The organism is Flavobacterium sp. PMTSA4, assembly GCF_032098525.1.
Taxonomy (GTDB): Bacteria; Bacteroidota; Bacteroidia; order Flavobacteriales; family Flavobacteriaceae; genus Flavobacterium; species Flavobacterium capsici.
In genome coordinates this window covers 95,921-117,734 of the sequence record NZ_CP134890.1, presented here as the reverse complement: position 1 = coordinate 117,734, position 21,814 = coordinate 95,921, and the positions used below count along the sequence as shown (strand labels likewise).

Annotated in this window: 21 protein-coding genes; 8 read left to right on the top strand and 13 right to left on the bottom strand. The window is 34.0% G+C overall.

All coding sequences use genetic code 11. From position 1 onward, the window contains the following. Position 1 precedes the first annotated feature (1 nt). The 3 genes from RN605_RS00555 to RN605_RS00545 all read left to right on the top strand — a co-directional run bounded on the left by RN605_RS00555 (position 2) and on the right by RN605_RS00545 (position 3,130). Positions 2-1,081: an HlyD family secretion protein gene (locus RN605_RS00555; protein WP_313321457.1), complete on the top strand. Its 1,080-nt coding sequence runs from the start codon at positions 2-4 to the stop codon at positions 1,079-1,081. A gap of 6 nt (positions 1,082-1,087) precedes the next feature. Further along, positions 1,088-2,674 carry a DHA2 family efflux MFS transporter permease subunit gene (locus RN605_RS00550; protein ID WP_313321456.1) on the top strand — a complete coding sequence of 529 codons (1,587 nt, stop codon included), beginning with the start codon at positions 1,088-1,090 and terminating at the stop codon, positions 2,672-2,674. Between the two features lie 108 nt (positions 2,675-2,782). Further along, positions 2,783-3,130, top strand: coding sequence for a hypothetical protein (locus tag RN605_RS00545; protein ID WP_313321455.1), 348 nt, complete (start codon positions 2,783-2,785; stop codon positions 3,128-3,130). Position 3,131: 1 nt separating this feature from the next. Here the strand turns inward: RN605_RS00545 and yaaA are convergent, their stop codons facing one another. The 6 genes from yaaA to RN605_RS00515 form a co-directional block, all read right to left on the bottom strand. Then, positions 3,132-3,890 (bottom strand): peroxide stress protein YaaA, encoded by a 759-nt coding sequence (yaaA, locus tag RN605_RS00540; RefSeq protein ID WP_313321454.1) that lies wholly within the window; start codon positions 3,888-3,890, stop codon positions 3,132-3,134. Positions 3,891-4,004: 114 nt separating this feature from the next. Further along, the gene (locus RN605_RS00535) at positions 4,005-4,553 is read right to left on the bottom strand and encodes a dihydrofolate reductase family protein (protein WP_313321453.1); all 549 of its coding nucleotides are present in this window, start codon (positions 4,551-4,553) and stop codon (positions 4,005-4,007) included. A 15-nt stretch (positions 4,554-4,568) separates the two neighbouring features. Next, positions 4,569-6,641 (bottom strand): prolyl oligopeptidase family serine peptidase, encoded by a 2,073-nt coding sequence (locus RN605_RS00530; protein WP_313321452.1) that lies wholly within the window; start codon positions 6,639-6,641, stop codon positions 4,569-4,571. A gap of 170 nt (positions 6,642-6,811) precedes the next feature. Then, positions 6,812-7,732 carry a carboxypeptidase-like regulatory domain-containing protein gene (locus RN605_RS00525; RefSeq protein ID WP_313321451.1) on the bottom strand — a complete coding sequence of 307 codons (921 nt, stop codon included), beginning with the start codon at positions 7,730-7,732 and terminating at the stop codon, positions 6,812-6,814. Positions 7,733-8,393: 661 nt separating this feature from the next. Further along, positions 8,394-8,969, bottom strand: coding sequence for an FEKKY domain-containing protein (locus tag RN605_RS00520; RefSeq protein ID WP_313321450.1), 576 nt, complete (start codon positions 8,967-8,969; stop codon positions 8,394-8,396). A gap of 165 nt (positions 8,970-9,134) precedes the next feature. Then, on the bottom strand, positions 9,135-9,770 hold the full coding sequence (locus tag RN605_RS00515; RefSeq protein WP_313321449.1) for a hypothetical protein: 636 nt from the start codon (positions 9,768-9,770) through the stop codon (positions 9,135-9,137). 742 nt (positions 9,771-10,512) lie between these two features. Here RN605_RS00515 and RN605_RS00510 point away from each other — a divergent pair. Continuing rightward, entirely contained in the window at positions 10,513-11,937 is a 1,425-nt protein-coding gene (locus tag RN605_RS00510) for an L-serine ammonia-lyase (RefSeq protein WP_313321448.1), read from the top strand. A gap of 4 nt (positions 11,938-11,941) precedes the next feature. Here the strand turns inward: RN605_RS00510 and RN605_RS00505 are convergent, their stop codons facing one another. From RN605_RS00505 to RN605_RS00475, 7 genes are all read right to left on the bottom strand, one after another. Continuing rightward, the gene (locus RN605_RS00505; RefSeq protein ID WP_313321447.1) at positions 11,942-12,376 is read right to left on the bottom strand and encodes a nuclear transport factor 2 family protein; all 435 of its coding nucleotides are present in this window, start codon (positions 12,374-12,376) and stop codon (positions 11,942-11,944) included. A gap of 1 nt (position 12,377) precedes the next feature. Next, entirely contained in the window at positions 12,378-13,679 is a 1,302-nt protein-coding gene (locus RN605_RS00500; RefSeq protein ID WP_313321446.1) for an ABC transporter permease, read from the bottom strand. Positions 13,680-13,681: 2 nt separating this feature from the next. Beyond that, positions 13,682-14,602, bottom strand: a complete 921-nt coding sequence (locus RN605_RS00495) for an ABC transporter ATP-binding protein (RefSeq protein ID WP_313321445.1) — start codon at positions 14,600-14,602, stop codon at positions 13,682-13,684. A 163-nt stretch (positions 14,603-14,765) separates the two neighbouring features. Then, on the bottom strand, positions 14,766-15,884 hold the full coding sequence (gene dnaJ, locus RN605_RS00490) for a molecular chaperone DnaJ (RefSeq protein WP_313321444.1): 1,119 nt from the start codon (positions 15,882-15,884) through the stop codon (positions 14,766-14,768). 10 nt (positions 15,885-15,894) lie between these two features. After that, the gene (locus RN605_RS00485) at positions 15,895-16,464 is read right to left on the bottom strand and encodes a nucleotide exchange factor GrpE (RefSeq protein WP_313325772.1); all 570 of its coding nucleotides are present in this window, start codon (positions 16,462-16,464) and stop codon (positions 15,895-15,897) included. Between the two features lie 261 nt (positions 16,465-16,725). Then, complete coding sequence (locus RN605_RS00480; RefSeq protein ID WP_313321443.1) at positions 16,726-17,628, bottom strand: TIGR01777 family oxidoreductase; 903 nt, start codon at positions 17,626-17,628, stop codon at positions 16,726-16,728. A gap of 73 nt (positions 17,629-17,701) precedes the next feature. Next, positions 17,702-18,157: a DUF4442 domain-containing protein gene (locus RN605_RS00475; protein ID WP_313321442.1), complete on the bottom strand. Its 456-nt coding sequence runs from the start codon at positions 18,155-18,157 to the stop codon at positions 17,702-17,704. A 197-nt stretch (positions 18,158-18,354) separates the two neighbouring features. Here RN605_RS00475 and RN605_RS00470 point away from each other — a divergent pair, with 197 nt between their 5' ends. The 4 genes from RN605_RS00470 (at position 18,355) to RN605_RS00455 (ending at position 21,759) form a co-directional block, all read left to right on the top strand. Beyond that, on the top strand, positions 18,355-18,810 hold the full coding sequence (locus RN605_RS00470) for a DUF4870 domain-containing protein (RefSeq protein WP_313321441.1): 456 nt from the start codon (positions 18,355-18,357) through the stop codon (positions 18,808-18,810). Positions 18,811-18,944: 134 nt separating this feature from the next. Then, positions 18,945-19,277 (top strand): PadR family transcriptional regulator, encoded by a 333-nt coding sequence (locus RN605_RS00465; RefSeq protein WP_313321440.1) that lies wholly within the window; start codon positions 18,945-18,947, stop codon positions 19,275-19,277. A 2-nt stretch (positions 19,278-19,279) separates the two neighbouring features. Continuing rightward, positions 19,280-21,016, top strand: a complete 1,737-nt coding sequence (locus tag RN605_RS00460; protein ID WP_313321439.1) for a PspC domain-containing protein — start codon at positions 19,280-19,282, stop codon at positions 21,014-21,016. A gap of 2 nt (positions 21,017-21,018) precedes the next feature. After that, entirely contained in the window at positions 21,019-21,759 is a 741-nt protein-coding gene (locus tag RN605_RS00455) for a head GIN domain-containing protein (RefSeq protein WP_313321438.1), read from the top strand. The last annotated feature ends 55 nt before the right edge of the window (positions 21,760-21,814 follow it).

Below are 21,814 nucleotides of genomic sequence, written 5' to 3'. Positions count from 1 at the left end.
TATGGAAACTAAAAAAACAAATACAAAATTTAAATTAATCTTTATAGTAATTCTTGCACTAGGGTTAACCTATGGTGGTTACAAATTTTTTCATTCGTTATCACATGAAACTACAGATGATGCACAGGTTGCTAAAAAAATGAATCCAATTATTCCAAGAGTTTCAGGGTATATTACTAAGGTTTATGTAAAAGACAACCAACTTGTAAAACAAGGCGATACTCTTTTTGTTATCGACAACAGCGATTATGTAGTTAAAGTTGAAGAAGCCAAAGCTGCAGTTGCTATTGCAGAAAGCAATTTGGAAGTTGCTAAAGCTGATATTGGAACATCGCAAGCGGGAATTTCTGTTTCTGATGCAAATATTCAATCGGCAAATGGTTCAATTGAAACCGCTAAAATAAGACTTCGCAGAGCAACTAATGATTTTGAACGTTACAGCAATTTGTATAAAAATCATTCGATTACAAAACAACAATATGAACAAGCTGAAGCTGCAAAACAAGAAGCAGAAAGCCAATTACAAATTATACAAAATCAACAAAAAGCTTCATCTTATCAAAAAACTGTTGCTTCTGCCCGAAACAATGTAAGCTCAAAACAAGTTGATGTAGCCTCAGCAAATGTTCAAAAAGCTAAAGCTATGCTTGAAGCAGCTAACCTGAACTTAGGCTACACTGTTGTTACTGCAAGTATAGATGGACAAGTATCAACTATTGACATTCAACCAGGACAATTGGTTCAAGCTGGACAATCGTTGTTTTACATCATCAACAATCAGGAAACATGGGTTGTTGCAAACTTTAAAGAAACTCAATTGGACAAAATGCACATAGGACAAAAAGTAAATTTAGTTATTGATGCTTTTCCTGATATTAAATTTGAAGGCGAATTGACTTCTTTTTCTCCAGCAACAGGTTCAAAATTTTCGCTTTTACCACCAGATAATGCCAGTGGTAACTTTGTAAAAACTGTTCAAAGGCTTCCTGTTCGAATTAATTTTACGAGTAATAATGATAAAGAAAAATTGCAATTGCTACGTTCAGGGATGAATGCTGAAGTTGATGTAATTTTAAAATAATACTAGATGTCAACAGCAGTTGTTCAAGAAGATTTAGTTGAATATGGTTTTCGCAGAGTAATCATTACCATTACAGCAGTGCTTTGTGCCTTGCTCGAAATTGTTGACACCACTATTGTTAACGTGGCGCTAAACAATATGCGTGGTACTTTGGGCGCTACTTTAACCGATATTGCTTGGGTAATTACCGCTTATGCCATTGCCAATGTAATTGTGATACCTATGACAAGTTGGTTGTCACAACAATTTGGAAGAAGAAACTATTTTGCTACTTCAATTATCATTTTTACAGTTGCTTCGTTCATGTGTGGACAGGCAACCAACATTTGGGAATTAGTAGCTTTCCGTTTTATTCAAGGTCTTGGTGGTGGTGCACTTTTAGTAACTGCACAAACCATTATAACCGAAAGTTATCCTGTTGAAAAACGTGGAATGGCACAAGCTATCTACGGAATGGGTGTAATTGTTGGTCCTACTCTTGGTCCGCCGTTAGGTGGTTATTTGGTTGATAATTATTCTTGGCCTTATATTTTCTATATCAATATCCCAATTGGAATTATTGCTACGTTCCTGACATTAACTTTTGTTAGAAGTCCAAAATACGGTAACAAATTAAAAGCCAATCAAGTGGATTGGATTGGTATCTTTTTACTCTCTGCTTTTGTAGGTTCGTTACAATACGTTTTAGAACACGGACAACAAGATGATTGGTTTAACGATGGAACCATTACGTTCTTATCGGTGGTTAGTTTATTAGGTTTATTTTTCTTCATTTGGCGTGAAATGACTTATGAGTTTCCAATTGTGAATTTAAGAGTGTTAAAAGACGGAAATCTTAGAATAGGAACTGTTATGTGTTTCATTTTAGGTTTTGGATTGTATGGTTCAACTTTTATTATTCCGCTTTATACGCAATCTATATTGGGTTGGACTGCAACTGATGCTGGATTAATATTAGTTCCAAGTTCAATAACCACTGCCATATTGATGCCTTTTATTGGGCGAATGATACAAAAAGGAATACCTCAATCGTATATGGTTGCCATTGGGTTCTTTATTTTCTTTATTTTTTCTTATTGGATGCATATCGAAATGACACCCGATACTGGTGTAGAAAATTTCTTTTGGCCATTAATCATGCGTGGTGTTGGATTAGGATTGCTATTTGTACCTATTACCACTTTAGCATTATCCACATTATCTGGAAAAAGCATAGGCGAAGGTGCAGCAATGACCGGAATGATGCGTCAGCTTGGTGGTTCTTTTGGAATTGCTATTATTACAACTTTTATCGCACGATTTAACCAAGAACATAGAGTAAACCTCATCAGTCATCTTGATCCTGCAAAAACAGTAGTTCAAGAAAGAATAGCTGCTTTGCAAAGAGGTTTTATGTCAAAAGGTTTCAGTTATGATGTTGCGCTTGAAAAAGCATATAAAGTATTAGATTTTGGCGTGACCAAACAAAGCACAGTACTTTCATATATGGACGTATTTCTTTATTTGGGAGTTTTGTTTCTTCTGTGTATTCCAATAACTTTATTGATTAAAAGGTCGAAAAACAAAGTGAGCATGAGCGATGCCATGCATTAAGCAACTTATTAATTTACAAGTTATTAACAATTTTATTATTTTATAATAAATATTATTTAACTTTGAAATTAACGTTATTTTGTTTACTAACCAAAACTTTAATCAATCATGGGGATTTTTAACAGTCACGAAAAGAAAGTACTAGTAGAACTTCGTAAAAAGAGTGAAGATATTAGCAACGAAATAAGCAAAGAAATCAATGAGTTTTTTGATGATTTAAAATCAGATTACGATGAAAGCAAAGTGGTTATTAATGAATTTAGTTCTTTCATTGATGAATTGGAAAACAAACTTTCTCCTGAAGAAATTAAAAAACTACACTCCTTCTCTACTCGATTGGCAAAAGTAAAACGCTGTGCTAAAAAAGGTGTAGAAGCCATGCGCGAATTAGCGCGTGACCAAAAGAAAGCAACTCGTGAAACAATCCGTGAGTATGAAGAGTATCTTTACGTATAATTTATCTCGTAAAAACTAGTTTGTTTCCCTTGCTTAGGTTAGCATCAAAAGCATAACCTTCATAATTAAATCCTTTTAAATCTTCTAGCGTTTCTGCGTTGGTATCAATGATGTAGCGCACCATCATTCCACGTGCTTTCTTAGCAAAGAAGCTAATCATTTTCAATTTTCCGTCTTTATAGTCTTTAAACTCTGGAGTGATTACTGGCACTTTTAATGCTTTTGTATCTACCGCACTGAAGTACTCATTACTTGCCAAATTGATAAATAATTCACCTTTTTGAAGTTCCTCGTTTAAAGTTTTGGTGATTGTTTTTTTCCAAAACTCATAAAGGTTTTTGTTTTTACCGATTGGTAAAGTTGTACCCATTTCCAAACGGTAAGCCTGCATTAAATCAAGCGGTTTCAGCAAACCATATAATCCTGATAATATTCTTAGTTTAGACTGTAAAACATCTAACTTATCCAATGGTAAACTATACACATCTAGACCAACATAAACATCGCCATCAAAAGTATAGACTGCAGGTCTTGCATTTTCAGTAGTAAAGGGAACATTCCATTCTTGATTACGTTGCCAATTCAGTTCAGCCAATTTTTCTGAAATATCCATTAAAGCCATCAATTGTTTTGGCTTTTTCTTTTTTAAGGTCTTTTGTATGGTTGCTGCTTGTTTTAAAAAAGCAGGTTCTGTATGTTGAGTAGTTGGTAATTCTTTATCAAAATTCAGCGATTTTGCTGGAGAGATTACAATTTTCATAGTTTATTTTCTTTTTCCCAAATGTACAAATTGGAATGCAATATCACTAAAAGCTTTTGATTGAAATTGGTTATTTATTAATTGGTAATTATTATTTAAAACCGTTATTGAACGTTACTTTGAAACATAAGTAAGCACTACTCCACCAGTTGCAAGTGGTTGTGTAGAAATTAAAGTTAAATTTTTTGGTACAATACCTTGTTCAAAAAGTGGATGACCACTTCCTAAAATTACAGGAGCAATCCCAATGCGGTATTCATCAAAGAGGTTTTCGTTTACAAAAGTCTCAGAAAGGTTTGCGCTACCGAAAACATAAATATCTTTAGTACTCTTGGCTTTGAGTTCCTTTATAACCGCAGCTACATTTTCTTGAATAAGTGTAGTGTTTTGCCAATCGGCTGATGGTAATGTAGTTGAAAAAACAATTTTAGGAATGGAATTCATTAAATCGGCTATTTCGCCAACACCATCTTTCCAGTAGGCGGCCATACCTTCATAGGTTACTCTACCAAAAATCAAACAATCGGCTGCATGCAATTGCTCAACTGATAGTTTCTCGAGTTCGTCTCCCCATATTTTCTCATGAAAAGACAAATCCCATTTTTCATTTCCTTCAAAATAGCCATCTAACGTGATGACGTTCCACATAATTAATTTTGACATATTTTTTTTAATTGCTTACGATTTCAACTTCATCAACAAATACGAAAATCGGATAGCATTTCTTTTGGCCAATTGGTCGTTAGTAGACGAACCCGCGTGTCCTCCTTCTATGTTTTCGTAATAATAGATTTTATACCCCATGTCGTTCATTTTAGCCGCCATTTTTCTGGCATGACCAGGATGCACTCTATCATCGCGGGTAGAGGTTATAAAAAGTACTTCAGGATACTTTACTCCTTCTTTCACATTTTGATAAGGCGAATATTTTTGAATGTATTCCCACTCGGCAGGAACATCAGGGTTTCCGTATTCTCCCATCCAGCTTGCACCTGCCAACAGTTTATTATAGCGTTGCATATCGAGCAATGGAACTTCACAAACCACTGCGTTATACAAATCAGGTCGTTGTGTAAATGCCACTCCAACTAATAAACCACCATTGCTTCCACCCATAACGCCTAAATGTTGTGGTGTGGTTACTTTTTTTGCAATTAAATCTTCGGATACGGCATATAAATCATCAAAAACATTTTGTCTTTTTTCTTTCATCCCGTCTTGATGCCATTTTGGACCAAACTCGCCACCACCACGGATGTTAGCCAAGACAAAAACACCACCTTCTTTTAACCATGAATCACCGTAAGAAGCAGCATAAAAAGGTTGCTCTGCTATTTCAAATCCTCCGTAGGCATATATAAGTGTTGGGTTTGTGCCATCGAGTTTCATTCCTTTTGAAGCAACCATGAAATAAGGCACCATGGTTCCATCTTTTGATTTTGCTTGGTATTGTTTTACTTCGTAGTTGCTGGCGTCAAAAAAGGATGGTAATGGTTTGATAGGTGTAACATTGTTGCGACTTGCATCTGCCACATATAAAGTTGACGGAGTTAAAAAATTCTCGAAAGTAAAATAGTATTCATCGGAGTTCTCGTCTGAGGTTTCAATTTCTATAGTACCTAATTCAGGTGCTTTTACCTCTTCTCTTTTCCATACACCGTTATTAAACGAACAATTATAAAGATGACTGGTAACATTGGTTAGCAGATTAATTATCAATTTGTTCTTGGTTTTAGCAACACTTGTTATACTTGAAAGTGCATCGGGTTCAAGCACCAGGGAAACTTCTTTTTTTCCATTTAAAAGCTCAGTCATGTTTAAGCTTACCAGTGAGCCACTTTTATAGGTTTTAAAAAATATTTGCCAGTCTGATTTTAATTTTACTAATAGCTGATTGTTTAAAATACCATTGATCTGACTGTCTACTGGTAGGTCTAACTCAACTGTTTTGCCGTCTTTCCAAATTATTTTGGTACTGGTGAAAAAAGTAGTTGCTCTGCTGATATAGACATATTTTGTATCGTTATCGCGAAGGATGCTTCCGCCAATACCTACATCTTTATTTCTTCCTTCGTATAGTAATTTTGCCTCTTTTAGTGGCGTGTTGCGTTTCCATAGTCTTACTTGGCTTGGATAGCCCGAAGTAGTCATGGTTCCTCTTCCAAAATCTACAGAAACGATTAATGTATTTTCATCCAGATAAGCTACGCTACCTTTAGACTCTTCGAGGTAAAAACCGTCTTTGAGGAACTGCTTTTTTTCGGCGTCAAACTCACGAACCTCAACGGCATCGCCACCGCCTTTTGAAAGCTGAATTAAAAAACGGTTGTACTCAGGACTCAAGCCTACTGCTCCTTTAAAAACCCATTTGACATTGTCTTTCTTTGCCATAGCATCAATGTCTATGAGGGTTTCCCATTGTATGTTTTTGTTTTTATACTCTGATGATAAGCATCTTCTCCAAATGCCTCGAACATGGTCTTTGTCTTTCCAAAAATTGTAAATGTATTTTCCTCTGATGCTTGGAGTGGCAATTTTATCAGAGGAATTATAAATTTCTAAGGACTTGTTGTAGATTGATTTATAGCTTTTCCACTTGCTCAGCTCTTCAAAGGTGTTTTGGTTTAGCTCGTTAACAAATTCCATAGCCTTGTCGCCGTCAACTTCTTCGAGCCATAAGTATTGGTCTTCCTGTGCTTGTGATTGCGTCATTCCAAAAAATGTTAACAGTAGTAATGTGTATTTTTTCATGTTATTATTGGTTTCTTTATGAACTTATTGTTTAGTAATTGCAAGATAGTATTTATTCTATGAACTGGAAACTGCTTCTTTAAATTTGGTAGTGGTAGAATGATTGCATAAAAAAAATCCTGAATCTATATTGAAACAGGATTTTCATGGATGGAAAGACTAATTGAATTTTATGCTGCGCCTTCATTGGTTTGCGCATTTTCTAAGGTGATGTTTAGTTGTATTCTTTCGCCTTTTACGATACCCACTGTTTGAGCGGTTTCGATGTACATTACTTTTGAGAATTTGATAGTGTCAATTCCTAATGGTAAGTTTTTGAACTCGAAATAGCCTTTGGCAGTAGTTTTGGTAGTTCTTTCGCCATTAGCGGCAGTAACTATTACTTTATCTACCGGATTACCGTTTGCATCTGTAACGTAACCACGCACTGAAAGCACGCTGCCGTGATGATTGACAATTATACGGTTGTTGAAATAGGTACGCCAAAATGTTGGCTGTAAATTTCTAATTGAACTTACCAAAGCGTCCATTTGGAACAGGATTGGTTTACACTCTTTTAATAGCTGACTGATTTGAGAATTTATTGTTTTACGGTCTGAAAGACGATTTCTAGGAATAGAAAGTTCGACTTTGTATTCATTCCATAAATCGGTTGCTTTTTGTAGAAAATCAGTAGTAATACCGTAAGGTTCTAAATCTACCTGAATAGCAGTAGCTTTGTTAATGATTTCTTCTGAGTAATTGATAGTGTAAGTGTCTCTCATTCTAACTAAACTAGTTTGAGAGAAGGCTTTCATCCAAGTTAGTAACACATTATCGTTGGTAGCTGCGCCATAGGCACGCGCTGCAAAGACAATTGTCATGATTTCTGTTACTAATTTTTCTTTACTGTTGGATTTGTTGAGACGGAAACCAACGAGACTTAGCCCTTGGTTACCCGTGAGCGCACCAATTTGGTTGGTTTTTGCGTTCAACGAATCGTTTAAGAGGTTGTAGCCAGGCATTGAATCCTTGATAGAAGCTGGCTGTTCTGCATTAAAAGAGACTACTGCTCTTTGCATCGTTACGATGTTTTCATTTCGTGCTGACATAGCATTACAATTTAAAAGGTTATAAAAAATGTTTTCAAGTAGATCTGGGAATCTTTAACTTGCTGGTTACAAAGCTTTAGCAAAATTTTTTAATCTTGGTTAAAAAATCGATGAAATGCACAAAATTTGAAGATTTATATGTAATCGGATTACAAATTAATAGTATGAATTTAGCTTTACTATCGATTAAAAGTATATAATAATCGTTTAAATACATAATTATTTAAAATACTACTTAATTATTTTGTTGGATTATCTGATAGTATTTTTATGCTTTTAAGTATAAAAGGAACGCTTATCCAAAGCTAGTTAGTTCCTTTTAAATAAAATAGGGGGATTTCCCCCTTTTTTTAGGGGGGTTTCCCCCTTTTTTTGATTTAGGTTTTGAGTTGAATAAAAAAGCGAAAGGCTTTTGCCTCTCGCTTTGAAGTTTTTATAGATAGGAAGTTGGGAGATTTTGTGGAGCTGGGTTATTAATTAAACCACGCGAAAGACTCGCGCGGTAGCGGGGGTTATTCAAAATCACGGCTAACGTGCCGCGGCTTGGACGCAGTGGCGCGTATTCATTGATAGTTGTAAATATAGCAAAAAAGTGAACTTAGTAGTTTCCGGCTAAAGAAAAATAAAGTAGCCATTGCGCCAAACCGCTGTTATACCGCGTTTAGTTTATTACGACATCTTTTCGGATTTCTTTTTTCCATTCTTCACCGTATTTTATTTCCATTAGTTTTAAAATCTCATTGTTATATTCTATTATACACTCTAACGGCGCCGGAGTGCAACCAAAATCAAAATATTGTATGTTATATTTTTTTTCAAACTTTTTATCATTTTTGGAATTAGCAATCGGAGCAATTGAACCAATCAAGTAAAGTTTTGCCGATTTGTTTTTCCATTCATTTTTGGCAGTTTCACCATCAAAATCACAATTAGCAATAACTTCAAAAGTTTTGGTTAATTGATCTTCATTTTGAGTTTCAAATTCTATGCTTACTTTTCCATACAGAAATGAAAATAATTCCATTGAATATTGTTTGTTTTTGTCAAGCTTGTATAAAGTGAAATTTCCCAAAGAATCTGTAAAAGATTTTTCATTGGTTTCTTTTACAGTAATCATTACTTCTTCACTTGGTTTTAGTTTTGTTTTGGCAGAAATTATTTTGCCGTCAAGTTTGACTTGAGCATTCAAATGAAAAATTGTGATTAAATAAATCGATAGAAAGATAAACTTCTTCATAACAATTTTGGTTAAATGCGGTATAACGTTTCGCCGCTAACCGACTGTTGCGATTCCAGCGAACTGCGTACTGTCAGCTAAGATAATATTTTTACGTGAAAAAAAGACGTGAAACCACGAAAATCCAGCAATAGCGGTTAACGGCTGTTGGCAGACGTATTTATTCTAAACTATCCAAGTTCCATCAATCTTGTCAACTTTCCATTTTCCGTTTACTTTTTTAATGTATATTCTAAATCCCTGACCACATTTTCCGCCGCAAACAAAACCTCCGTCAAGGATTCCGTACTTTTTAGTTGTATCAAACTGTATTTTTCTAAAATATGCTACACCTGAAAAATTGAAATTGTATTTGGTTCCCCATATTTTATCTTTTTCGGGAAACTTACTTAAATCCATTAGTTTGAATTTGCCTTTAAGTTTAATTTTTTCAATATCGATTTTATATTCTAAACTATCTTCTTTCTTAAGTTTTTGAAGTTTTGCTCCTTTAAAATGCTTTTCAAAGTCTTCTCTTAAGTCTTCATTGTTAAACTTGATTTTTGATTCAAATGCAACTATAATTTTTGAAGTATCGTTTTCAATTTCTAAATTTCTTCTTTTCCATTCTAATAAAGCCTTTTTTTCTTCGTTAGTTGCTTTTGTAGAGTCAGTTCTTATGTATCGACCTTCTTTGTCAAAAATCAACTCGCCATATTTCGGTGGAAAATTCAACATCATTCTTCTGTCCATACATGTTGAATCAATTAAACTCGGTAAAATTTCAGTCATCACATTTTTTTCAAAATCTACTTCGCTCATAGTCTTTTCACAACTCGTAGAAAGTATTAATATTAAGATAAATGTGATTTTTAGTAGTTTCGTCATAATATGTCTGCCAACTTGTGTATAAGCGCAACAAAGTTTCGTCTATACACCCAAAATCGGGTAGATTAGCGAATGTTTGTTTCGTTTTATATTTCCAAAAGTAAACAATCTCTTTCTCAAAAAAAAGGGGGGATTTCCCTCTAATTTTATCAAAGTACTAAAAAAACTTTTAAAGTGTTTTACGGTTTTCCTCACTTTGAGCAAAAAAAGCAGTTTATTCATGGTAAATTCTTTGATGTCATTTGCTAATACTTGCCTGTCGTTTGCAAATACTTTGATGTCATTTGCGAATACTTGCCTGTCGTTTGCAAATACTTGGTTGTCGTTTGCAATTACTTGGTTGTCATTTGCGAATACTTGCCTGTCATTTGCAAATACTTTGATGTCATTTGCTAATACTTGCCTGTCATTTGCAAATACTTGCCTGTACGTTTCGAATACTTGCCTGTACGTTTGGAATACTTTGATGTAAGTTTCGAATACTTGCCTGTACGTTTGGAATACTTGCCTGTACGTTTGGAATACTTGCTTGTACGTTTCGAATACTTGCTTGTACGTTTGGATTGTAATTTATTTATACTGGATTGTTCCTTATTGGGTTGGTTAAAACGTGATTTGTAATTGGAAATTGGTAATTATAAATACTTATATTTGCCCTAACTAAATCGTTATCGTAATGGAAGAGTGTATCTCTGTATTTGACATGCTAAAAATAGGTGTTGGGCCATCAAGCTCGCACACACTTGGTCCGTGGCGCGCCGCAGAACGTTTTTTGAACGAGCTTCGTGAAGAAAAAATACTGGATACTATTGTTTCGGTGAAAGTGGATTTGTATGGTTCGCTATCGCTAACCGGAAAAGGACATGCTACTGACCTGGCGGTGATGCTTGGGCTTAGTGGACAAGACCCAGTAACGATACCGGTGCAAGATATTGACAGCATCATCAAGACGATACAGAAAACGCATCAACTGAATCTGGGGAACGAAAACGCCATTACGTTTAATCCGGATACTGATATTGTTTTTAATAAAAACTTCCTGCCGTTTCATGCCAACGGAATGACTTTCACAGCTACTACCGAGCTTGGCAACTACTCGAACACCTACTACTCTATTGGTGGTGGTTTTGTAGTAGTAGAAGAACGGATCAACGCGAAGAAGAAAATGGAATTCAAGTGTGCTTTCCCTTATTTGATTGATAATGCCGACATGCTTTTGAACTATTGCACGGAGGAAGGGAAATCTATTTCGGAAATCGTATGGATTAACGAGAAATCGATGCGTAGCGAAAAAGAAATCAATAAAGAATTGATGAAAATATGGCACACGATGTTGGAATGCATGTACATTGGTTGCCACTCTGAAGGCATCTTGCCGGGTGGTTTGAACGTTAGACGCCGCGCTTTTGATATGCACCAAGGATTGATTGGGCTTGCTAATTATTCTACGCCACAGGAATGGCTGGAAACGATAAGAAAAACCGAAGTAAAGTTTCGCCAAATCCTGAAATGGGTTTCGTGTTTTGCATTGGCGGTTAACGAAGTGAATGCATCGCTAGGAAGAGTGGTTACTGCGCCTACTAATGGTAGTGCGGGTGTTATTCCTGCGGTGTTAATGTATTATCTGGTGATTGAAAACCACAACGCTGGCGAAAAAGAAATCAAACAGTTCCTGATGGTTGCTGGCGAAATAGGAAGTTTGTTTAAACAAGGTTCAACCATTTCTGCCGCTATGGGTGGATGCCAAGCCGAGATAGGTGTTTCATCTGCCATGGCTGCTGGCGCACTCTGTGAAGTAATGGGTGGAACGCCTGACCAGGTTTTAATGGCTGCCGAAATTGCTATGGAACATCATCTTGGGTTAACTTGTGACCCAATTGGTGGATTGGTGCAGATTCCGTGTATTGAGCGCAATACTATGGGTGCTATCAAGGCCATCAATGCTGCGGAACTTGCTTTTGAAACCGATGCTAAGAATGCTAAAGTGCCTTTGGACAAGGTAATTAACACGATGTGGCAAACGGCTAAAGATATGAACTCAAAATACAAAGAAACCTCGGAAGGCGGACTTGCTATTGCGGTGAATATGGCGGATTGTTAAACGTTTATTTTCTTCGGGTATCTATCAGATGTATTATTTTCCAGGTAGTTCCTTCTAAATACAAGGTGAATGCATTGACACCGCCATGACTCTTTTTTCCGTTGACATAAAATTCATAAGGCATCCAAACGTGAGCCATCGAACCATCAACCTGAATGTTATAACTCAATATTCTTTCTTCGAATTGAACATCAGCAGCAATAGCGGCCATTGATTTATAAAAAGCATTAGCCGTTTCGTTTGAAAGTTTATTGCCTTTAGTGTTTTCGGATATTGACTGCAAAATGATGGCATCACTACAAGTGGATTTGATTTTAAGGGGATCCTTTGCATGAAATCCTTCAAAGAAAGTTTCGATAGTTTTTTGTACTGCTTCTTTCTGTGCTGAAAGATTTGCAGAATACAAAACCAATATCAGTAAGAAAGTTATCTTTTTCATCTTAAAACTTTGACCATTTATACAATTCTTTCCACGAAGGTTTTTTGCCGTACATTAAAATACCTACTCTGTATATTTTTGACGCAAACCAAACTACCAATATAAACGTTCCGAATAGCAACACCAACGATAAGGCAATTTGCCACACAGGAACGCCAAACGGTATGCGCATCATCATGACAATTGGTGAGGTTAATGGAATGAATGAGAAGACCGTGGCAATAGTTCCGTGAGGATCATTGATTACTGTGAAAAAGCCAATGTAAACTCCGAGGATTAATGGTAGTATTATTGGTAACAAGAACTGCTGTGAATCGGTTTCGTTATCAACAGCTGCGCCAATGGCTGCATAGAATGAGCTGTAAAGAAAATAACCGCCAATGAAGTAAAGTATAAACGATATTAAAATAGTTGCTATTGGTAAGTTCCAAACTTCTTGGAAGTATAACTGTGCGTTGCTCATTTCATTTTGCGCCATTTCCATTGCTTTTTGACCTTCGGCAGCGGTTGTTCCTACTTGTACTCCAAATACTGAAGACATAATAAACATAGCCGACAGACCAAGTATTGCCCAGATTAGGAATTGTAATATACCTGCTAACGATGTACCTACAATTTTACCCATCATTAACTGAAATGGTTTTACTGAAGAGATGATGACTTCGATAATTCGAGATGTTTTTTCTTCAATTACGCTGCGCATCACCATGTTGCCATACAAGACAATAAACATCATGATTAAATAGCCAAAAGCACCACCAGCAATGGTTTTTATCCAGTTTAACCCTTGAATGGATTTCTCACCCGATGCCTTTTTGATGTTGATGGCTACTTTGGATTTAAGTTCTTTAATCTTTAACGTGTCTAATCCGTTTGAAGCATACTTTTGTTGCGTAATGGACTGGCCAATGGTTTTCTCTAAATCGGAAATAATATCAAAATCGGGACTGTCGTTAGAGATGTAATCGATGCTTTTTGCCAAAGAATCTGGGTTGGTTTCGTTTGGTATTAAAAGCAATCCTTCGTAGGCTTCAGAAACAATGCTATCTTTTAATGTCTTAATATCAATGGCTGAAAAATTAGTGTAATGGTATTCATCGCTGCTCTTTAGTAGCTCAAAATATTTCCCAGTTTCGTCGTGTACGGCAATGGTTTTTACTTCGGGTTTCATGGTGCTTAAAAAACCAACGAAAACTCCAATTCCAACAAAGAGCAACGGACTTAAAAAGGTCATCACGATAAATGATTTGTTGCGAACTTTAGCTAAAAACTCTCTTCTGATAATTAAACTTAACTTACTCATAATTATTCACTTACCGTTTTAATGAAAATATCGTTCACACTTGGAATTTTTTCTACAAAATGAGTCACCTGACCGCGTTGTACTAATGTGTTCAGCAATTCATTAGGCGTAGCATCACCAAGATTGATGGCCAGTTTTAACTCGTCGTTTAATGATTTGAAATCGGTTTGTGTTAATGTAAACTTTTGGGTTAAATCAAACATTAAACCTTCAACATTATCGGTTAGAATTCCAACATCATAGGTATTCGTTCTGTATTCTTTCTTAACGTCGGATAGCTTTCCTTCTATCAATTTATTTGATTTATGAATCAAGGCAATATGGTCGCACATTTCTTCAACGCTTTCCATACGATGCGTTGAGAAAATAACCGAAGTTCCTTGTTTGTTCAATTCGATGATTTCATCTTTAATCAAATTAGCATTCACTGGGTCAAAACCAGAAAATGGTTCATCAAGAATCAATAATTTTGGCTTATGTAACACTGTTACCACAAATTGAATCTTTTGCGCCATACCTTTTGAAAGCTCTTGAATCTTTTTGTTCCACCAACCTTGAATTTCCAATCGCTCGAACCAATACTTCAATTCTTTAGTAGCTTCAGCTTTGCTCAATCCTTTTAATTGTGCCAAATACAAACACTGCTCGCCTACTTTCATGGTTTTATACAAACCACGTTCTTCGGGCATATAACCAATTGATTGAATATGATTGAGGTTTAGTTTTTCGCCATCCAGAAGAATTTCGCCTCCATCGGGCATGGTAATTTGATTGATTATTCGAATTAGGGATGTTTTTCCGGCACCATTTGGACCTAATAATCCGTAAATACTACCTTTAGGAATGGTTAAAGAGACTTCATTAAGAGCAGTATAATCACCATAGGTTTTTACCACGTTCTTAACTTCAAGTATATTGTTCATACTAATTTTTTGATTTTTGTAAAATTACTCTTTTAGTATTAATTTTTTGTTTTTGTTACAAAAAAAAAACCCACCCTGATTTTTACAAAAGGATGGGAAAAATTGCTATGAAAAAGAAATACTAGTTTCCTAGTAATATTCAAATGTATAATTATTTTTTTAATTATGAAAACATATCTTTTACTTTTTCAAAAAAAGATTTATCGCTTTTTTCGGGATGTGGAATGAAATTTTCATCGTTTAAAGATTTTTCAAAAAACTGACGTTGCTCTTTTGTCAATGTCTTTGGCGTCCAAACATTTATATGAACAAGTAAATCTCCACTGCCATAACTATTTAAACTTGGAATTCCTTTTCCTTTAAGACGCAGAATTTTACCCGACTGAATTCCTTCTTCTAATTTAATTCTTACTTTACCGTTTACGGCTTCGATTTCTTTGGAAACACCTAAAACTGCTTCCGCTATACTTATGTATAAATCATAATGAAGATTTTCGCCTTCGCGTTTTAAGAATTCGTGTTCTAATTCTTCAATCGCTACAATTAAATCGCCTGAAATTCCGTTTCCTGGTGCATCGTTTCCTTTTCCTGAAACTTTTAATTGCATTCCGTCAACAACACCAGCGGGAATTTTGATAGAAACGGTTTCGTCTTCCAATATCATTCCATGCGCATCGGCATTGTTTGGTTTGCTTTCAATAGTTTGACCTGCACCGCCACAAACATGACAAGTAGTGGCTGTTTGCATTCTACCTAAAATAGTATTGGTAACTTTTAAAACCTGTCCTTGACCATTACAAGTAGGACACGTTTTGTATCTTACTCCTGGCGCTTGAACTTTACGTTTTACTTTTACTTTTTTCTCTACTCCATTTGCAATTTCCTCTAGAGTTAGTTTTACTTTAATTCTAAGATTGCTTCCTTTTACACGTCTTTGTCCACCTGAATTTCCACCGAAACCACCAAAACTTCCACCAAATGCACTTCCGAAAATATCTCCAAATTGGCTGAAAATATCGTCCATATTCATGTGTCCATGACTACCATAACCACCACTTTCAAAAGCAGCATGACCATATTGATCATATTTTGCTCTTCGAGTTGCGTCGCCTAAAACTTCGTAAGCTTCGGCAGCATATTTAAAGTTTTCTTCGGCTTCTTTGTTTCCAGGATTTTTATCAGGATGAAATTCAATAGCTTTCTTTCGATATGCTTTTTTAATTTCTTCTTGAGTGGCATTTTTTGAAACACCTAATATTTCGTAAAAATCTCTTTTGCTCATATGTTTTTAATTATTGCCCGATAACCACTTTAGGAAAACGGATAATTTTATCACCAAGTTTATAACCTTTTTCAATTACGTCAACTATTTTACCTTTCAAATCGTCGCTTGGAGCAGGAATTTGAGTAATTGCCTCAGCAAAATCGGCATCAAAAGCATCACCTGATTTTAAATCAACAATTTCTAAACCTTTTGATGCAAGAGTAGATTTTAATTTTTCATGAATTAACTCAACACCTTTTAATAAAGTTTCGTCTTCCGATTTTGCAATTTGTGCCATTGCTCTATCAAAATCATCTAAAACTGGCAACATGGCTTGCAAAACCTCTTGATTGGCAGTTTTATATAAATCGATTCTCTCTTTAGTTGTTCTTTTTTTATAGTTTTCAAATTCAGCAAAAAGACGTAAAAATTTATCTTTTTCTTTCGCTAAATCTTCTTGCAATTGTTCTTCAACCGTTAATTCTTCTGCTGTTTCTATTTCATTAGCAAGATTTTCTTGCTCGTTTTCAATTGGTTCTTTTTCTGTATTATCAGTGTTCATTGCTTTTTTATTTTTAAAAACATTCTTAATTTTCATATCGTTTTCAATGGATTGCAAAAGTACTGCCATTTCTTAAAAAATGTCAAATTGTCATCACTTTTTTTCTTCAAATATTTAAGCAGAAGACGAAATGTGATTTATTTACTAAAAATTAATAAAATTTTAAGACTATATCGATTTCGAATATTATATATTTGTGATATAACAATGAAAAATTGTTTGGCTCAAAGGTTACAAAACATTATTAATTCAACGTATTAAATATTAAAAGGTGCTATTTCCAGCACCTTTTTTTTATTATAACAATTCATTTAATGCTGAATCAAAATTGGGGTATTTAAACTGGAAACCTTTTTCTTGAATTTTCTTGGAACTTAATTTTTTACTTGTGAAAAGCAGTAAAGACATTTCTCCTAAAATAAATTTCATCATGAATCTTGGAATATTAGGTAGAAACAAAGGTTTGTGTAACTTTTTTGCTATTGCTTTGGTTTGGTCTTTATTGGAAATGGTTTCTGGAGCTACGGCATTATAAATTCCTTCTAAATTATTTTCTAAAACGAAACAATATAAATTCACCAAATCGTTTAGATGAATCCAAGATTGAACTTGCTTACCATTTCCCATCACAGCGCCAAAACCAAATTTAATGGGTTTTACAATTTCTTGAAAAGCTCCACCGTTTTTTCCATAAACAACACCTGTTCTGATTTTTGCAACTTTTAGTCCAAGATATTCAAAATTTGAAATACCATTTTCCCAAACTTTGACCACTTTTGCTAAAAAATCATCGGCAGTTTCTGAATCGTTTTCATCATAAACTCTATCATAACTTTCAGGATAAATTGCAGTTCCTGAAGCAGAAATAATATGTTTTATCTGATGATTAATCTCTTTCAAACTTGTCAAAAGCAAACTGCTAGTCTCAGTTCTGCTGGAAATTATTTCTTTTCTATAATTACGTGTCCAACGTTTAGCAATATTAGCACCAGCCAAATGAATTATTGCTTCTACTCCGTCAAAACAACTAACATCAATTTCTTTTGTATCTGGATTCCAATAAAATCCTTTATAGTTTTCACTATTTTCAAGTTTATCTTTTGAAGTTGTTAAATAATGAATGATGTGTCCTTTCTGGTTGAGCTTTTTTACCAAAGCAGTTCCAATAAAACCTGTAGCTCCTGTAATTAAAAGTTTCATTTATTATAATTTAACCAAAAGTACACACATTATATTGTAAAGGGAAAGAATTTTGATTGGCTTTAACTTTTGTTTAAACCTTTAATTTTATACTCCATTCAAAATCCAATTCTGAAACTTGTTCTCCTTTTTGATTTACACCTATTGATTTCATCCAAATCGTTTGACCTTCGCCTGTGTCGATTGCTTTTTGAATTGCTTCTGAAATTAAACTACCATCATTACAAGTAAACGTTATTCTACCAGTAGCTTTTTTGGAATAGTTTCCTTTATTATTGGCAACAAGCATCGAAATATTTCTATTGCTTTCTCTGATTTTCATCATAACTAAAGCACCAGTTGTTAATTCGGCAGCCATTGCTTGAACTGCAAAATACATCGAATTAAATGGATTTTTATTAAACCAACGATGTTTAACTGTTACCACACATTTGTTCTCTGAAATTGATTTAACCCGAACGCCTGACCAAAAAGCCGATGGCAAATTAAAAAATAAAAAAAGGTTTAATTTAGATGGTGAAACATTCATGAAGCGTTGATTTTGTTGTAAATATACACTATTTAAAAGAAATTAAAACATACTTTCAAATGTTAATTTTATGTTAATTATTAGTACTTTGTATTGCACAATACCTTTTTTTAGCTTTATCTTTGTATAAGAAATTAATAGTCTATCTAAAGTATAGCCAAAAATAAGTTTCAGTTATCAATTAAATCAATCAAAAAATGGTCTTAACTAACGAAAAAAACACAGCAACTTTCATTCACTTGAGCACTTTGTCTCAATACATAATTCCATTCGGAAATTATATCTTTCCTATTATTATATGGAGTTCAAAAAAGAATGAATCTGAATTTATTGATATGAATGGTAAAAATGCAATCAATTTTCAACTAAGTATGTTTTTATACACTATGGTTGCGGCAGTAATTGCTATTCCAGTATTCATTTACAGTATTTTCAATAATACAACGATAACAAACATTCATGATGGTCGCGATTTTATAATAGATCATTTTCATGCTGGAAACGTTTCAGGAATTGTTATTCTGGCAATTATTACAGTATTGTTATTTTGTTTTCTTAAAGTAATCGAATTTATTCTAATAATATATGCATCAGCAAAAGCTTCAAATGGAGAAGCTTATAAATATCCATTAACAGTCAATTTTATAAAATAAAAAAATCATCAATCAATCAATCAATCAAATCAATCAAATCAATCAAATCAATCAAATCAATCATCAATCATCAATCAAAAAATGGACAAGTTAATCACTTCTGAAAAGTATTCAGATTAAATCAAAATCGAATTATGAACATTGAAAACACAAAAGCTCAGATGCGTAAAGGAGTTTTAGAGTTCTGTATCTTATCAATTATTAAAGAAAAAGAAGCTTATACATCAGAAATTCTAGACACACTAAAAGACGCTAAATTGCTTGTAGTAGAAGGTACAGTTTATCCGCTACTTACAAGGTTAAAAAACGATGGATTACTCAATTACCGTTGGGAAGAATCTACATCTGGTCCGCCAAGAAAATATTATGGTTTGACCGAATTAGGAAAAACATTTTTAAACGAATTAAACGGCACTTGGACTGAATTGTCTGACGCTGTAAACATCATCACAACAAAAAATAACTAATCATGAACAAAACAGTAAATATTAATATAGGCGGATTAATTTTTCACATCGATGAAGATGCTTTCCAAAAATTGACAAGATATTTTGAAGCGATAAAACGCTCACTTTCTAATTCTTCTGGTCAAGATGAAATTATGAAAGATATAGAAATGCGTGTAGCAGAATTGCTGACTGAAAAACAAAAATCAGACAAACACGTTATCAACAACAAAGATGTTGAAGAAGTAATCACAATAATGGGACAACCAGAAGATTATCGAATTGACGATGATTCTGAAGCTCCAAAAACAGAAACCTATTACTCTAATTCTAAAAGAAGAAAACTTTACAGAGATAAAGATAGAGGAACAATTGCTGGTGTTTGTACTGGTTTAGGTCACTACTTTGGAGTGGAAGCACTTTGGTTCAAAATTTTATTCTTAATCTTCGTTTTTGCAGGATTTGGAACAGGAATTATAGCTTACTTCGTATTGTGGATTGCAGTACCAAAAGCAATAACAACCTCAGAAAAACTAGAAATGACTGGGCAACCAGTCACAATTTCTAGTATAGAAAAAAAGGTAAGAGAAGAATTTGAAAGCGTTTCTGAAAAATTTAAAAATGCTGATTATGACAAAATGGGAAACCAAGTAAAGCATGGTGCCGATAGAGTAGCTTCTGGGCTTGGTGATTTCATTATGAAAGTTTTTGGAGTTTTTGCAAAAGTTCTAGGTGCGTTTATCCTAATCTTTTCATCGCTTTCTCTAGTTGGTCTTTTTGTTGGATTATTCACTTTTGGTAGTACTTCATTTATAGATACACCTTGGCAACGTTACATCAATGCGGTGAACTATACTGATGTTCCTCTTTGGGTATTTGGATTATTATCATTCCTTGCTATCGGAATTCCATTGTTTTTCTTCTTGTTATTAGGATTAAAATTAATGGTTACTAATATGAAATCAATTGGAAACCCAATCAAATATAGCTTATTAGCAATTTGGATTATCTCTGTTTCAGCATTGGTTGTCATAGGAATAAAACAATCAACTGAAAGAGCATTTGAAGGAAAATCAGTTACCAAAGAAAATATCATTATACAACCTAATGATACTTTGAACATCAAATTTGTAAGCAATGATTTCTTCTCAAAAGATGTTTTTCATCGTGAAGATTTTGAATTCACACAAGATTCATTAAAAAATGAAGTGATTTATTCAAACGAAGTAAAATTCCACATCAAAAAAACAGATAAACCTCAAGCATATTTACAAATTGAAAGATTAGCGGAAGGAAAATCGTTTAGAGAAGCAAATGAAAGAGCAGAAAAAATAAAATATTCTTTTAAAGTTTCTGGAAATCAATTACTTTTAGATAATTATTTACTAACAGAAATGGCAAGTAAATACCGTAATCAAAACGTAGAATTGTATTTATATCTTCCGGTAGGAACTATTTTCAAAGCAGATGACACTGTTCAAGAATTTGATTATTCAGACAATAGTTTCTTTAATTTACATTACAGTTCAGATAATTATACTTATAAAGTAGAAAGCAATCAAATTAAATGCTTGGATTGTCCGGCAGATGAAAATGAATACGATGATGTAGATGCTCAAGAAATAAACATTTCTAATGACAATGATTCTACTGAAACTGTTACTGTAAAAATTAATGGCAAAGTAGTAACAGAAACTAAAAAAGGAAAAAAAGGAAAACTACAAGTAAACAGTGAAGGAGTTATAATTAAAACTGAATAATCATGGTAAAATTTGTAATGTATTGTGTAAAAGCTATTTCAGCTGCTATAATTGGTCTTTTAGTTGCTTCATGCAACGGAAACATGAATTTAGGAAAATCAATAAATGGAAGCGGAAAAGTAATTACTGAAGAAAGAAATGTTGGCTCTTTTGATAAAGTCACCGTTTGTTGCGGATTAGAGTGTGAAATTGTTCAAGCTCCCGATTTTAAAGTTACTGTTGAAGCCGATGACAATTTGGTAAAAGAAATTAAAACTCGTGTTGAAAATGGAACTTTGGTTATTTCTACAGATTATAACAATTACATCAATGTTTCTTCTAAAAAAGTCATTGTTCAAATGCCTACTGTAAAGAGTTTGGAAACAACCAGCGGTTCATCTTTAACAACTCCAAATACTATCAGTGAAACTAATGTAAGTCTAAAATCTAGTAGTGGAAGTGATATGGATGTAAGAGTTGAATCAGATACTATTTTCTTAGAATCTTCAAGCGGAAGCGATCAAAAAATAAAAGGAAAAGCATTGATATTATACACAGCATCATCAAGCGGAAGTCATATAGATGCTGAAAATTTAGTAGCAAACGATGTAACTTCTCAATCTTCAAGCGGAAGTTCGACAGAAGTAAATCCTGTGCTTAATTTAAAAGCAAAAGCTTCAAGTGGAAGTTCAATTAATTATAAAAAATCACCCAAATCTGTTTCAAAAGAAGAAAGTTCCGGTGGAAGCGTTTCTGGAAATTAATTGGTAATATTAACATCTCAATGAAAATTGGGATGTTTTTTTTTCTATTTTTGGA